This window comes from Sphingopyxis sp. GW821-FHT10B01 (genome assembly GCF_059415685.1).
The window spans coordinates 756,300-769,042 of sequence record NZ_JBWKNS010000003.1; the positions used below are offsets into that span (position 1 = coordinate 756,300).

Sequence of the window (12,743 nt, forward strand, 5' to 3'; positions counted from 1 at the left end):
GGTGAGCCCCGCGCCCGCCGGAGCGGACGCGGGGCGCCCCTCAGTCGGCCGGGTTCCAGATGATGGCGAAGGCGTCGTCATCGTCCTGTCCGGCGGCGCGGCCGAGATTGGCGTAGATGCGGCGCGGACCGAATTCGGGGGCCGCGAGGCTCAGCGACACATAGTCGTTGCCGGACATCTCGCTGCGGCGAACCCAGCCCGCGCCGATCTCGGCGCCGCCGGAGACCACGCGATAGTCGGGCTGGACATCGTTGGACTTGCGGCTGTTGGGTACGATTTCAACCTCGGTGCGGATCGAAAGGGTGCGGATCTGGCCCTTGAAGCCTTCACCGTTGCGGGTGACATAACCGATTGCAGGCATTGCGCGTCTCCTTGATTTCGCGCCCGAACCGTTCGGGCGACAGGCGCGACCGAAGGACCGGCAGAAGCCGGACCTGCGAACCCGAAGGGCCGAAGCGATCAGCGGAGGACCGGAGCGGCGGCGCTATTTGCAGCGAAGCGGCCGCGAGGAGCCCGTGGCACACGGGCGGGGAAATAGGTCCGTTGCGATGGTTTCGCGGGGCCGGATGCCGGTTCAGGTCATGCGCCCACGAGCCGAAACGGTTCGGTGCGAAGCGCCGGGATCACGAGCCCTGCCCGTCATGTTGCCCGCGATCGGCAACAGCGATGGCCCCTGCCCGCTCTGTCCGATCGCCACCGGTCATCGTTGCCATTGGCGCAAGGCCGTCAGACCGCTAGGCGACAGGGATGGATCATGGTTTGGAACGAACGAAACGGGTGCGCGCGCGGATCGGCAGGAAAGCGATGTCGCGTCTCGCGGCGGTCGTCATCGCGCCCTTCGCCATCGCGGCCGCGCCGCCCGGCGAGGCGATCGTCGCCTATGTGATCGACGGCGATACGGTCCGGCTGACAAGCGGCGAGCGCATTCGCATCGCGGGGATCGACGCGCCCGAAACCCGGCCCGACAATGCGAAATGCAAGGCCGAAATCGCGCTGGGCAAGAATGCCCGGGCGCGGGCGAAGACACTGCTCGAAGGGCGCAGCGTCACCATTGTCCGCGTTGGACGCAGCTACAACCGGACCGTCGCGAAACTGTCGATCGCTGGGCGCGACGTAGCGACGACGCTCGTCGAGAGCGGTGCGGCGCGCTGGTGGCCGCGCGGCGCCCGACGCCCGCGCTGGTGCCCGACAGGCAAGCGATAGCGAAACAGCGACGAGTTCAGCGGCATTCCGGGAGCGAGGGGAGTTTTCTCACGGCCCGCGCCGAAGCGGGTCGCTTCCATCTCCGTCGCGAAAGGGTTTCGGTCCGCCTACGCAGACGATGGCACGCGCGCACGTCGAGCATAATCTTCCGCCGCAGCAGATTTATGCCCCGGGCCCAACAGCGCGTCGAAAGCAACCTTCAGCTCTTCAGGGGTAAAACTGTCGGAGTCTGTACGGTCGAAGCGATACATAATGCCCGCCCATGCCATAAAGGATCTTCTGAACAACGCATCGAACAGCTCTTCATCGACCAACTTCGCCAAGCGAATTTGAGCCACCTCGTCAATGAAATGCTCTACGCTTCCGATCGCCTCGTTGGCGAGCTTGTCCTTCAATATCGGGGCCATCAACGGGGTAGCCTCTACCTCTAACGATACATCGCCACCGCGAAGCGCGTCCCAAGCGTCCGTGCGATATTTGCGATATTCCGACGAAATCCACGTTTGCCATATGGCAACCGTCAAATTGCGCTTTTCGGAACTTTCCGTCCTTGCGATGTTCCTGTTTTCACTCTCCGCCGCCCGTCGGAGATTAACTCCTTCGGTCTTGATGCTGCGGCGAAACTGCCACGCCGTGACCAGCAAAGCCAATGCCGCAATAGAAACAGACATGAAATCCGACAGGGGAAATCCGGGCAATATTTCCAACTTCCCGTCAACCCCCGCAGCGACGCTCGAAATCATTGTTCAGATCCTGTAGTTGATTTGCCAACCATATATTCGAACTCCGACAGAGATTCGAAAATATATTCTCATCTGGCACTATTTTCAGCATGGCATCAAGCTTCGGCTTGATGGCTGCTCCGGCGGCAGTCAGTGTCGCACTCATGCGAAGGCCCCCTCTCAAATCCAGCATCGACACATCGACGCGGCTGCTCCTCGAATTCCTCGAACGAAATAAGGTCGAAGAGCTTTTCGAATATCCGTTCGCCTTCTCCTATCCCTGCAACGCGTGCGAGAGCGTCTCGCTTATCCTCACATATCTTCTCGAGGAGAAATACGCCCTCGAAAATGTCGAGATCGTCAAGGGGACCAAGCCCGGGACGTATCAACACCATTTCTGGGTGAAGGTCGGCGATTGGCGATACGACCTGACCGCGCATCAATTCGGGCGTTACAAGCCGATCATCGGCCCTCCGACCCACCCGCTCTTTCAGCGCTTTTCCGAATGGGAGATCGAGACCGGGCGGGATTACGTCGACCGCGATGCGGTGGTCGCCCTCTATCGGGCCGGGACCATCCCGTTCTGAACCCTATCTATCGATGGCGCCGTTGCCCGCAACCCGGAGAAAATCCGCGCGCCCGAGCGCCTGCAAGGCGCGAGGGCGCGCGGATTTTCAGCCGCCCTCCCCCCATCGGGCGAGAATTGGCCTCCAACAAGAAACCGGGCGGGCGGTCGCACCGCCCGCCCGGCCTATGTCAGGCCGCGAGCGGCAGCGGCTCGACCGCCGCTGCGGGCGCGGGGCTGTCGGGCGGCGGGCTGTGCGCCTCGGCGCGCGCCCGTTCGACGGCGGCATGGGCCGCGACCGACGCCACACCGCCGCGTGGCGTATAGTGGGTGGGCGGGAATGCCATCCAGCGCGGCACCCAGTTTTCATGCCTGGCGCGCCCGTCGTTGCCATCCAGATGATCGCGGACGATCTTCGCCATCACCTTGGTCTTCTCGCCCGCATTGGCGGCGGCGACCGCCTCGCCCGCGACCTCGGCGAGGATCGCGCGCATCACCTCCTTGTCGCGGACAGCCGAGAAAAAGGCGTCGTCGGCTTGCCAATAACCGGCCATATCGATCCCAAGCTCGGTGCCGACCGCATCGACCAGCGCGCTACCGGCGAACAGGGTTTCGCCCATGACGATGGTGAGGATGTCCATCACCGCCGGTTCGGGCAGGTCGACGAGGCGGAGGAACAGCCGGGTCGCGCCATCGTCGCCACCGGTGACGGTCGGGGTTTCGGGGTCGAAGCCAAGCAGCGCCAGCACCGCGCGCCGCTGCGCATCGAACCGCGCTTCGCCGGGGGCGTTTTCGACGCTTTCGCGCACTGCATCGTTGCGCGATTTCTGGGGCTCGATCTCGACACGCCAGAGCGGCGACCCGGCGATGGCGTGAGCGACCATGAGGCGCAGCGCGAGGCCGTTATGACCGACAAGCGCCACGCGCACGGCGGCGTGACGGTGCAGCGATATATAATCCTGCATCGCCGATGTCGCCTCGGGCCGGACGGGCTTCGCCGCCGCGCCCGGCTTGTCGCCGCTCTCGACCAGCCGCCGCGCTTCGCGCCGGGTGAGATAGCCTTCGTGGACGACGACCTCGCCGGACGAGCGCACGTCGAAATAGACGCGCCCGCCCTTGCGCTTGGTCGTCTTCTCATATTCCCAAGCCGAAAAATGCTCGGCGGGCGGGACGATCACCGCATCGGCCCAGCCCGCTTCGCGCGCGGCCTCGGCGCGCTCGGCGATGGCGGCGTTCTGCGCCGTCCAGAACGCATCGGCATCGGCGAAATAGGCATCCTCGCCGAACAGGTCGGCGACGGTGGCCAGCCCGCTCGCCGCGACGTCGAACAGCGCATGGCGCGCGGCGATCGACTGGCCGCCGAACAGCCATGATTTCAGCTGATGGCCGGTCGGGCAATAGCTGTCGGTGTCGTCGGCCAGCGCGAGCCACGCCTTTTGCTGGCTCTTGGTCGCAAGCGTCAGATGGCGGACGGTCGCGCGGTCGATCTCCTCGCGGGCGTACATCGCCCGGATGCGCGGCAGGAGATTGCCGAGCGCGAGGATGCGGCGGACGGTGAGGTCGGGAAGCCCGAAGGTGTCGGCGATCTCGGCGACGCCCCGGCCCTCCTTGACCAGCCGGGTGAAGCTCTCCCACCGGCTGACCTCGTCGGGGTCGAGCCGCGCGATATTCTCGATCAACGAGGCTTCGATGGCGTCGGCATCGTCGCCTTCGTCGAGGATCGCGCAGGGCATGAGGTCGACCTCTTCGCCCGCCGCGCGCCGTTCCTCGGCAATGAGGATCGCTGCGTGGAAGCGCCGCGCGCCCGCGACGATTTCGAAGCTGTCGGGCGCGCAATTCGGGCGCACCAGCACCGGCATGATGACGCCGCGCTTGCGCACGGTCGGCAGAATGTCGGTCACATCGGGCGCTTTCTTCGCATAGCGCATATTGGCCTTGCTGACGGACAGCTTGCCAAGATCGATAAAGTCGAGTTTCATGACTTTCACCTTTCAAAGGTGCCGGTCCGTGTTTCTTTCCGGGAGTGCGGACCGGCTTTTCATCGGCGGGAAACGCCCGCCCGCGTCATCCGCCCCGGTTCTCGCCGGGAGGCGGAAGGTCGTTGGCCGCGATGCGGCGAATGAGGGTTTCGGCGGCGATGATCGAACCGGCGCGCCGCGCGGTCGCGGCCCAGACCGACAAGGGCCGGTCGCTCGCAAAACCGGTGTCACGCTCGATGCCGAGGCCCAAGGGAAGCCGGATGCCCGCGATTTCGGAGAGGCTGAACACGCCGAGTTCGGGGCAACCGAAGCCGAGGTCGGCAAGGCCGAACAATGTGTCGCCATCGTCGTAGAGTTCGGTTGCGAGCCATGTCGCCGCGCCCATGGGATTGAAGAGTTTGACGACGGGCACGGGGTCGTGATGGGCATCCGTGTCCGCCGCCGCGCGATGCGCGTCATGGTTCGCGCGGAGTGCCGCGCGAAGTTCGGGGGTCAGGAGGATCATGCCACCCTCCCCATCTCCACGGCTTTGCCCGCCCCGGCCCTATCCACCTCGGCCTTATCCGCCTCGCCCTCCCGGTCTTGCCCTGCGCTGGCGTGGCGAGCGAGAATCCAGTCTGCGGCTTTGCTGGCGGCGCTGGCAGCGCGGAAGATCGCGCGCCCTCGCGGCGCGCCGGTCCCCCGGACCGCCGCGTCATCGCTCAGGTCCTCACGCAAAACATCGAGCCATGACGCCAGATAATCGGCATGGCGGACGGTCGGCACGATGCCGAGCGCGGCGCAGAGGAACGCCGACCCCATTTCGGCGACCAGTTCCTCGCGCGCATAATCCTTGCCGCCAAGGCCGTTCATCAACTTGCGGTCGAGCCGCGAGACATGGCCGGTCGCGTGGGTCAGTTCGTGGAGCGCGGTGCGGTAATAGTTGATCTGTTCGAAGAAAGCGGGCTGCGGCGGCACCTGCACATAATCGAGGGATGGAATGTAAAAGGCGTCGCCGCCGCCGATGCGGAAATCGACCCCCGAGGCCGCGATCACCTCCTCGGCAAGCGGAACGATCTCGCGTTCAGGGAGCGGCGCGGGGTCAGCGGCGAGGCCCGGACGCAGCCCCTCGCATTGCGCGACATTGAAAACGGTGAAGCGTTTGAGGAAGGGCACGGCGCGGGCTTCGGGCGGTTCATCCCGATCAGGCGGGGCGGCGCTCCCCCGGAGCCCCGCCTTGTCCGCCTTCTTCGGGATAAACCGGTCGGCATAGACGACGGTCACGCCATGTTCGCCCTTGCGGACATTGCCGCCAGCCTCCAGCGCCTGCCGGAAGGTCAGCCAGCTTTGCGAGGGCCAGCCCTGTTCGATGACCGCCCCCCAGAGAATGAGGATATTCACGCCCGAATAGGGCCGAGCGGTGAGCGCATTGCGCGGAATGCCGGGGCCTGTGCCGCCGGTCCGTCCCCATGGCCTGACCCATGGAAAACGCCCCTCTTCCAGTTCGGCGACGATGCGCCGGGTCACATCGTCATAGAGATTGGCGCGGTCGGTCCCGGTCGCCGCTGCCGACTTGGTGCTGCGACGGTGGGGCTTGGCGCCGCGCTTGCTGGTGATCGTCATCGCTCGTCTCCTCGCCACCCCAAAACCGCATGGCCTCCCCGGAAAGCGGGGGTGGGCGGCGACGAGCGATCGCAGGGATCGCGCACCAAGCGGGCGCCGCACCCAAGCCGGGGTCCCTGTCGCGCCAGCGCGACAGGGTGGCGCAGGGCCGGAACGCAGTGGAGGAGCCGGTCCTGAGCGAAGTCGAAGGCCGGCTTGCGGCGTCCGCGCGCGAGCCCAGACGGGCGCGCCGCCCACTCCCGCGCATCCGGGAGAGGCCACAGGAAACGCCGCCGCGCCGCAGGCGCGGCGACCATTGAGCGCCAGCGATCGTTACCGAATGGACGAGACCCGCGGCGCGGGGCTCGGTGGCGGCGCACCGTCAGTGCGCGCTATAGAGTGCGGCCGCGCGAATTCCGCGCGGGGCGTCGGCGTCAGCTACTGAGGATCGGGGCCGGGATTTGGAATCGGTATTATGTTAATAGCAAAATCCCGAGCCTTTCACCCTCGGCGATATAATCGCGATAGGCGAAATCGATGAGGTCGCGGACCAGCTCGAGCAACCCCGCGGCGGGCAATCCCTCGAACGGATCGCCATGCGCGAGCGCGTTGCGCCGCTCGGCGAGCGTCGGCCGGACATCCCCCGTCAACTGGCCGATCGCCGTTCCGCCACAGCGGACAATCATCGGAATATCGGCGTCGGTGAGTTTCTCGACATCGACGAGATGGTGCAGCAATTCGGCGAAACCCGGTTGCCGCTCCGCGGCGCGCCTCACCTTGGCCGATTTTCCAATGCTCTCCTTCCGTTTCAGGTCGCGAACAGCGCCCCCGAAACGATCGGTCAGCGCCAGTTCGAGCGCTACGAGCGCGGCAAGTTCGCCGGCCTTCACCAAGCCAAAATCGATCCAGCCAAGCAGATAGAGTGTCTGCGCCCGCGCGAATTTCGCGGCAACGATTTCGGGGACAAGGGGGTGAATGCCGAGCGCGTCGATGAAGCGGCGCCACGCCTCCGGGTCGTCGAATTGCAGAAAGGCCGCAGGCTGGCCATCGGCGGGCCAGGCGAGGAGGAGCGGCGCATCCCGCGGCGGCAGCTCGATCCTTGCCAGTTGCATCGCTTTTTCCCCTGTCCGCTGCACACCACCGACGCTCAGCCCTGCTGAATGAACGTCACAACCTGTTCGATCGGCGGCCGGGGTATCGAGAGGTCGGACGCGACCCCCGGGCGGTTGGCGATGTGGCGCCCTGGATCATAGACGAAAGCGAACAGTCGCTGGCAATCGGGATGGGCGGCATAAATGACGAAATCGTCCGCCAGTTCCTTGCGCAGCCTGACCGCATCATAGCCGTCCCGCGTCATCTTGAACTCGATGATGATATTGCGATCCTTGAGCAGACAGTCCGCCCGCCCCGATCCGCCCGCGGTGCTGGGCATCGTTTCTTCGGGACGGATATCGGCGAACTCGAGCCGCAGCAGCGCCTGGAACAGATATTGGACGTCATATTCGTCCTTCATTTCGAGCGACGGACGATCCTTCCTGCGCGTCGAAAGTTCCGCCACCACCTCCGGGAAACGCGCCGCGATCCTTTTCAGAATCTCCATATCGTCCGCAGGCGTGGGTGCGACCACGGTGGATCGAGTGCGCCGCGTCAGCTCCGCAACGGCTTCGTCGACACCAAAGCGGCATTTTTCCAGTTCTCGATGCACCATGCCGACGGTCGTTGCCGGCGTGCGTCCTTCGGCGAGAGCCGTTTCATGATGCCGCTTCAGGCGCTGCTCATAGGCTTCGATCCCCTCGCGAAATTGCTGCAAGGCGCGCAGCAGATCGGCGCCTGAAGCGAAATAGCCCGGGATGGTGAAGTCGAGAAACTGTGCGTCGGTCTCCTGATAGAGGAATATTGCGGCATCATGGGCGTCATGGGCGTCATCGCCCCTCCCCCACCCCTTGCTGGGTGCGGACTCCTTCATCAGTTCGGCCCATTCGGCCGTATTGGCGCGCATGAAATCGCGCAGATATTGGGCGGCTCTCTTCGTCGCTTTCAGCGAGGTCATATATTCCCGCCTCCTTCGATGCCGTTCGACAGCGAAGCGAGCCCGATATCGAGATTGATCGGGTTGCGCGAAAGCGCCGAGGCGGCCGCCCCTGCTTCAACGATCCGCTTTGTGGCGCCCTTCCAGCGATCATTTTCCCTGAGGCTCGTCCTCTGGACTTTCAGTCTTTCACAGCCATCGATGCTGCGGATAGCGGTCTTGACGCTCTCGAAGAGTGTTTGCGGCATCCAGGGGCTGACGGTGATGGTCTTGATCCAGGCGCGTTTGATCGGGATGTGATGGACGACGGCATGTCGATCGCCGCACTCGTACAGCAGCCGGAATTCGAGTTCGTCGCGGAAGGCATAGCGCTTGAGAAACGGAATATCGAACACATCGATCGTGCGGGCCGCCGCCATTCGGTCCAATGTGCGATATTCCACGTCGTTCCAGACATAACAGGGATCGTCGCTCAAGCTCCGCAACAGCGCCTGCTTGTCGATATTCACCCGCATGCCTTCGAGGCCACCGGAAAAGACACGCCAATGGTGGAACGTCTCGGGCGCCTGGGTAAAACATATTGCGAAGATATTCTCGACGCCGCGGGCCTGACGATACGCCTCGACATAGGCGGTGTCATTCTTGTCGTCCCAGCTTGCCGGACTGAGCAACGTCAGTCGCTTCTCGACCAGCATGTCGAGCACAGCGGCAAGGCTCGTGAAGCGTTTGAGTGTTGTATTGCTTGGCTCGGTCAACATATCCTCCGGACTATTCTGTTTATCGGCTCCGCATTTCCTGGGCCGTTCGTGCTTGGATCGATGAAACCCCGCCGCGAGACAGGCACAGGGGTGCGGATAGCCATGATGGCTAAGGAGGATTGGATCATGAGTATAGAGTTCATCCGACCTCCTGCGACATTCTCACCACGCCCGGGCGTCCCATTCCGGCATCGGGAGGGCCGCTGGCACGGGCAAAGGACGATCCGCGGCAAAGAATTTTTGCTGAACGCCTTATCGAAACTGGCATGGTCAGGCGCGCCGGATCGGAGCATGGCACGGTGAATCGATCGCGGGATTCGCGGCGGGCGGAGGCCAGATCCGGATATCGGCCGCGGCGGGAACGAACGGGCCAAACGGGGACAAGGAATGGACGGCAGAGCTGAGCTACTCATCGCGGAAGAGCGCGACGATCTCGATATGATCGCGGCGCGCAGCGCGGGCATCTGGATCGGACTCGCGCTCGACGAAGCCGCCCATGCCGCGCTCCGCCGCGACGGACTCGACCCGGCCGCACTCCGGCTGACGGGCCTTCACCCGTTCGAATTCGTGCACGCGCCGGACGGAAGATTGCAGGTCATCGCGCATGCGAACGACAATGAGACGGCCGAGACGCTGCTCGACCTCTTCCGCATCTATTTCCTGCGCCGCCTGCTCGCCTGATCGCGCTGCGGCTCTCACGACAACAGGGCCGGTATTTCCAGGCGACGTCGAATGCCCGGTGATATGCACAGCGGCGCAATTCGCAGCGGGCGATAGCGAAAGTGACGGCGGCCGTTCCCCGAACGGACCATGAAGGAAGGCGAATAATGTCGCGACAAGACCTCGATGGATCGAGCGATCAGGCCCTGCTGCTCGCAGAACTCAAGCGCGTGCTCAAGGGGCGCAACATCCGGTATCGCGACATCGCCGCGCAGCTCGGTCTGAGCGAGACCACGATCAAGCGCAATCTCGCCGGACGCGGACTCAGTCTCGCAATGCTCGAGGCGGTCTGCGGGATCACGGGGATCGGGTTAATCGACCTGGCCGGGATGGCGGCGCGACGGAGCAATGCCAAGGCGCGCGCGCTGACCGCCGAGCAGGAGCAGGGACTGGCGGACGATCTGTTCACGGCCTTCATCTTCCTGCTGTTGCGCTACGACTGGTCGCCGCAGGACATTCAGCAAGAATTCGGCCTGAGCGAGCCCGATCTCATCCTGCATCTGCGGCGGCTCGAAAAGCTGCGGCTGCTCGACCTGTTTCCGGGAAACCGGGTGCGGCTGCTCACGGTGCGCTACCCCGAATGGCTGTTCGGAGGGCCCCTGCGACGCGCGATCGACGCATCGATCCGGGTGCATTTCGAGAAGATGGACTTTCACGATCCGCGTGCGGTTTGGGAACTTGAAACGGTCAAGCTGTCGGCGGGGTCGATCGCTCAACTGCGCAACATGATCACCACCCTCGCCCACCGGATGCGCGAGCTCGCAGCCGAAGATCGATCGCTGCCGTTGCATCAGACCCATTGGTACAGTCTGCTCTGCGCCGCCCGCCCGATCGATCCCCGCGTCTTTTGGGAGACCGCGCTCGGCGTGGAAGCTTCACTGCCGCGCCAGTAGAGCCGCGCTCCTCCAACGGACCATGTCATGGCCGCACGCGACGCGGCGGTCGCAGTGCACGGGCGCGTTCGCACCATCGCCTGTACAGCTGGCCGTTGGGGGATCGGCATAGGATGGCTGGCGCGCCTCAGCGTTATGCAAGCACCGCCGAAAGATCAGGATTCTTGCGCAGCTCGTTGCCGCCATCGACGGCGAAGCTCTGACCGGTGACCCAGCTCGATTCCGGTCCCGCCAGATAGCGGACGGCCTCGGCAATATCCTCCGCCTCGCCGAGCCGGCCGAGCGGATATTCCTCGAGAAAGCGTTGGCGCACCGCCTCGGTCTCGAACATCGGGCCGGTGGCGCCGCTGCGGGTAAGCCCGGGACGCACCGCGTTGACGCGGATCCCCGCCAAGCCGAGTTCCTCGGCGGCAGCGGCAACAAGCGCTTCGAGCCCCGCCTTGGCAACATGATAGGTCGAAAGGAATCGGAAAACGGCCTTCGCGGCATTGGACGAGATGCACACGATCGACCCGCCCGGCTCCATCAGCGGCGCGCCGTGGCGCATCGCCAGGAACGCACTGGTGATATTGAGTTCGAGCACATCGTGCAGATCCTTGGACTCGACCTGGAGGAAGGGCTTGAAGCCGCCTCCGCCAACGGTTGCAACGATGATATCGAGCCTGCCAGCGATGGCGTGCGCCGCCTCAAGCGCGGCACGCACATCGTCTTCCGAACAGGCGTCTCCGGCGCTGAGCTCGACACGGGCTCCGGGTACATCCGCGAGCAGCTTCGCGCGCGCTTCCTCGATCGCGTCGCGCCGGCGGCCCATCAGCATGACGGCCGCGCCGTCGCGCGCGAGAAGTCTGGCGGACGCCAGCGCGATCGCGCCGTAGCCGCCAGTCACCAATGCCGTCTGGCCTTTCAATCGATCTGTCATTCCAACCTCGCAAACTGACCGGCGATGTCCAGTAACCGCTCGATCTCTGGGTGTCCGACCGATATCGTTGGCCCGGACGAGACGTAACCATCGAAGCGCTCAAAAGGCGCCAGCGCATTGCTCAGACCTGCGACGCAGTGCCAACACGCGGATTTGCGATGTTGATCGTTTGCGCTTTTCCCCAATCTCGTCGCCTTGAAGCGGCGGGACGGAAGAATTGAGACTCTGGGCCACCGCCGCAACCGAGCGCGCCGGCCCTCAGGCAAGCCATCGGTATCCCTGCACCGCCTCCGCCGCGGCGGTGCCCGCCCCCGCGCCAGCCTCTTCGCGGAAACCGGGTTACTGAACCGCCATGCCTCCATCGACCGCGAGCGCGTGACCCGTGACGAAACCCGCCGCCTCCGATGCGAGCCACAGGATCGCGGACGCGACATCCCGGGGCTGCCCCATGCGGCCTATCGGATGGGCGGCATCCACTGCTGAACGATAGTCCGGCGACGCGAGGTTGCGCTCGAGGATCGGCGTGTCGACGGCCGCGGGGCAGACGGCGTTCACGCGAATTCCCTGGCAGCCATATTGGAGGGCCGATGCGCGTGTAAGGCCGACGACTCCATGCTTGCTGGCTGTGTAGGCCGGCTTGTTGCCAACGCCGACCAGTGCGGCGAGCGATGCGACATTGACGATCGCGCCGCCACCCTGCGCGAGCATGGGTTCAATCTCATATTTCATGCACAGGAACACGCCCTGAAGATTGACTGCCATGACGTTGGCGAACGTTGCCTCGTCCCACTCGGCTGTCGGCACGACCTCCGGATCGATGCCGGCGTTGTTGACAGCGACATCCAGCCGCCCGAACTCTGACAGGGCCCGCGCGACCATCGCCTGTACGTCGGCCGAATTGCTGACGTCTGCCCTGACGAAAAATGCGTCCCCGCCGGTCGCGCGGATCGCGTCGGCTGTTTCCCGTCCGCTCTCCAGGACGTCCGTGACCAGCACCCTTGCTCCGTCACGGGCGAAGGCCTGTGCCGTCTCGCGCCCGATGCCGCTCCCTGCCCCCGTAACGAGAACCGATTTCCCCTCGAAGCTATGCAACATTGCCACCGCCCTTGCCCTCCAATCGATTCGTCATCCCAATCTCGCAAATTGATCAGCGATGTTCAGAAATCGCTCGCCCCTGGGGTCCGACCGATATCGTTGGTCCGGACCAGGCATAACCATCGCAGCGCTCAAAAGGCGCCAGCGCACTGCTCACGCCCGCGAACCCCTTCATAACTAAACGCGTATTTTTTTTGTATCAGAAATACGCAAATGGACATATATATAGCACATACCTTGCACTTGCAGCGAATGCCGGCAAATGAATGGGGCGAGGAG

14 protein-coding genes are annotated in these 12,743 nt (G+C 64.4%); 4 read left to right on the top strand and 10 right to left on the bottom strand.

Annotation, left to right across the window (positions count from 1 at the left end; genetic code table 11):
- Positions 1-40: 40 nt before the first annotated feature.
- Positions 41-361, bottom strand: a complete 321-nt coding sequence (locus AC07NV_RS12425) for a DUF736 domain-containing protein (RefSeq protein WP_495166656.1) — start codon at positions 359-361, stop codon at positions 41-43.
- Positions 362-804: 443 nt separating this feature from the next.
- Between AC07NV_RS12425 and AC07NV_RS12430 the strand changes: the two genes are divergently transcribed.
- Positions 805-1,203, top strand: coding sequence for a thermonuclease family protein (locus AC07NV_RS12430; protein WP_495166657.1), 399 nt, complete (start codon positions 805-807; stop codon positions 1,201-1,203).
- A 107-nt stretch (positions 1,204-1,310) separates the two neighbouring features.
- Here the strand turns inward: AC07NV_RS12430 and AC07NV_RS12435 are convergent, their stop codons facing one another.
- Positions 1,311-1,946 carry a hypothetical protein gene (locus AC07NV_RS12435; RefSeq protein WP_495166658.1) on the bottom strand — a complete coding sequence of 212 codons (636 nt, stop codon included), beginning with the start codon at positions 1,944-1,946 and terminating at the stop codon, positions 1,311-1,313.
- A 143-nt stretch (positions 1,947-2,089) separates the two neighbouring features.
- Between AC07NV_RS12435 and AC07NV_RS12440 the strand changes: the two genes are divergently transcribed.
- A complete protein-coding gene (locus AC07NV_RS12440; protein ID WP_495166659.1) occupies positions 2,090-2,512 on the top strand; it encodes a hypothetical protein in 423 nt (140 codons plus the stop codon).
- A gap of 169 nt (positions 2,513-2,681) precedes the next feature.
- Here the strand turns inward: AC07NV_RS12440 and AC07NV_RS12445 are convergent, their stop codons facing one another.
- The 6 genes from AC07NV_RS12445 to AC07NV_RS12470 all read right to left on the bottom strand — a co-directional run bounded on the left by AC07NV_RS12445 (position 2,682) and on the right by AC07NV_RS12470 (position 8,837).
- On the bottom strand, positions 2,682-4,469 hold the full coding sequence (locus AC07NV_RS12445; protein WP_495166660.1) for a ParB/RepB/Spo0J family partition protein: 1,788 nt from the start codon (positions 4,467-4,469) through the stop codon (positions 2,682-2,684).
- Positions 4,470-4,554: 85 nt separating this feature from the next.
- Positions 4,555-4,974 carry a DUF2958 domain-containing protein gene (locus AC07NV_RS12450; RefSeq protein WP_495166661.1) on the bottom strand — a complete coding sequence of 140 codons (420 nt, stop codon included), beginning with the start codon at positions 4,972-4,974 and terminating at the stop codon, positions 4,555-4,557.
- Positions 4,971-6,071 (bottom strand): ArdC family protein, encoded by a 1,101-nt coding sequence (locus tag AC07NV_RS12455; protein ID WP_495166662.1) that lies wholly within the window; start codon positions 6,069-6,071, stop codon positions 4,971-4,973. Before AC07NV_RS12455 ends, AC07NV_RS12450 begins: the two co-directional genes overlap by 4 nt.
- A 452-nt stretch (positions 6,072-6,523) precedes the next feature.
- The gene (locus AC07NV_RS12460; protein WP_495166663.1) at positions 6,524-7,162 is read right to left on the bottom strand and encodes a hypothetical protein; all 639 of its coding nucleotides are present in this window, start codon (positions 7,160-7,162) and stop codon (positions 6,524-6,526) included.
- A gap of 35 nt (positions 7,163-7,197) precedes the next feature.
- Positions 7,198-8,100, bottom strand: coding sequence for a PD-(D/E)XK nuclease domain-containing protein (locus AC07NV_RS12465; protein ID WP_495166664.1), 903 nt, complete (start codon positions 8,098-8,100; stop codon positions 7,198-7,200).
- Positions 8,097-8,837 (bottom strand): hypothetical protein, encoded by a 741-nt coding sequence (locus AC07NV_RS12470; protein WP_495166665.1) that lies wholly within the window; start codon positions 8,835-8,837, stop codon positions 8,097-8,099. Before AC07NV_RS12470 ends, AC07NV_RS12465 begins: the two co-directional genes overlap by 4 nt.
- A 387-nt stretch (positions 8,838-9,224) precedes the next feature.
- Between AC07NV_RS12470 and AC07NV_RS12475 the strand changes: the two genes are divergently transcribed.
- Together AC07NV_RS12475 and AC07NV_RS12480 are read left to right on the top strand one after the other, a co-directional pair.
- Positions 9,225-9,518 (top strand): hypothetical protein, encoded by a 294-nt coding sequence (locus AC07NV_RS12475; RefSeq protein ID WP_495166666.1) that lies wholly within the window; start codon positions 9,225-9,227, stop codon positions 9,516-9,518.
- 101 nt (positions 9,519-9,619) lie between these two features.
- Complete coding sequence (locus tag AC07NV_RS12480) at positions 9,620-10,450, top strand: helix-turn-helix domain-containing protein (protein WP_495166667.1); 831 nt, start codon at positions 9,620-9,622, stop codon at positions 10,448-10,450.
- A 133-nt stretch (positions 10,451-10,583) separates the two neighbouring features.
- On the opposite strand, the gene AC07NV_RS12485 is transcribed toward AC07NV_RS12480, so the two are convergent.
- Both AC07NV_RS12485 and AC07NV_RS12490 read right to left on the bottom strand, forming a co-directional pair.
- On the bottom strand, positions 10,584-11,369 hold the full coding sequence (locus tag AC07NV_RS12485) for an SDR family NAD(P)-dependent oxidoreductase (RefSeq protein ID WP_495166668.1): 786 nt from the start codon (positions 11,367-11,369) through the stop codon (positions 10,584-10,586).
- A gap of 339 nt (positions 11,370-11,708) precedes the next feature.
- Positions 11,709-12,464, bottom strand: coding sequence for a glucose 1-dehydrogenase (locus AC07NV_RS12490; RefSeq protein ID WP_495166669.1), 756 nt, complete (start codon positions 12,462-12,464; stop codon positions 11,709-11,711).
- Positions 12,465-12,743 lie beyond the last annotated feature (279 nt).

Coding starts and splice junctions, on each gene's coding strand:
- AC07NV_RS12425 (WP_495166656.1), bottom strand. CDS start 361: ATGCCTGCAATCGGTTATGTCACCCGCAACGGTGAAGGCTTCAAGGGC.
- AC07NV_RS12430 (WP_495166657.1), top strand. CDS start 805: ATGTCGCGTCTCGCGGCGGTCGTCATCGCGCCCTTCGCCATCGCGGCC.
- AC07NV_RS12435 (WP_495166658.1), bottom strand. CDS start 1,946: ATGATTTCGAGCGTCGCTGCGGGGGTTGACGGGAAGTTGGAAATATTG.
- AC07NV_RS12440 (WP_495166659.1), top strand. CDS start 2,090: ATGCGAAGGCCCCCTCTCAAATCCAGCATCGACACATCGACGCGGCTG.
- AC07NV_RS12445 (WP_495166660.1), bottom strand. CDS start 4,469: ATGAAACTCGACTTTATCGATCTTGGCAAGCTGTCCGTCAGCAAGGCC.
- AC07NV_RS12450 (WP_495166661.1), bottom strand. CDS start 4,974: ATGATCCTCCTGACCCCCGAACTTCGCGCGGCACTCCGCGCGAACCAT.
- AC07NV_RS12455 (WP_495166662.1), bottom strand. CDS start 6,071: ATGACGATCACCAGCAAGCGCGGCGCCAAGCCCCACCGTCGCAGCACC.
- AC07NV_RS12460 (WP_495166663.1), bottom strand. CDS start 7,162: ATGCAACTGGCAAGGATCGAGCTGCCGCCGCGGGATGCGCCGCTCCTC.
- AC07NV_RS12465 (WP_495166664.1), bottom strand. CDS start 8,100: ATGACCTCGCTGAAAGCGACGAAGAGAGCCGCCCAATATCTGCGCGAT.
- AC07NV_RS12470 (WP_495166665.1), bottom strand. CDS start 8,837: ATGTTGACCGAGCCAAGCAATACAACACTCAAACGCTTCACGAGCCTT.
- AC07NV_RS12475 (WP_495166666.1), top strand. CDS start 9,225: ATGGACGGCAGAGCTGAGCTACTCATCGCGGAAGAGCGCGACGATCTC.
- AC07NV_RS12485 (WP_495166668.1), bottom strand. CDS start 11,369: ATGACAGATCGATTGAAAGGCCAGACGGCATTGGTGACTGGCGGCTAC.
- AC07NV_RS12490 (WP_495166669.1), bottom strand. CDS start 12,464: ATGTTGCATAGCTTCGAGGGGAAATCGGTTCTCGTTACGGGGGCAGGG.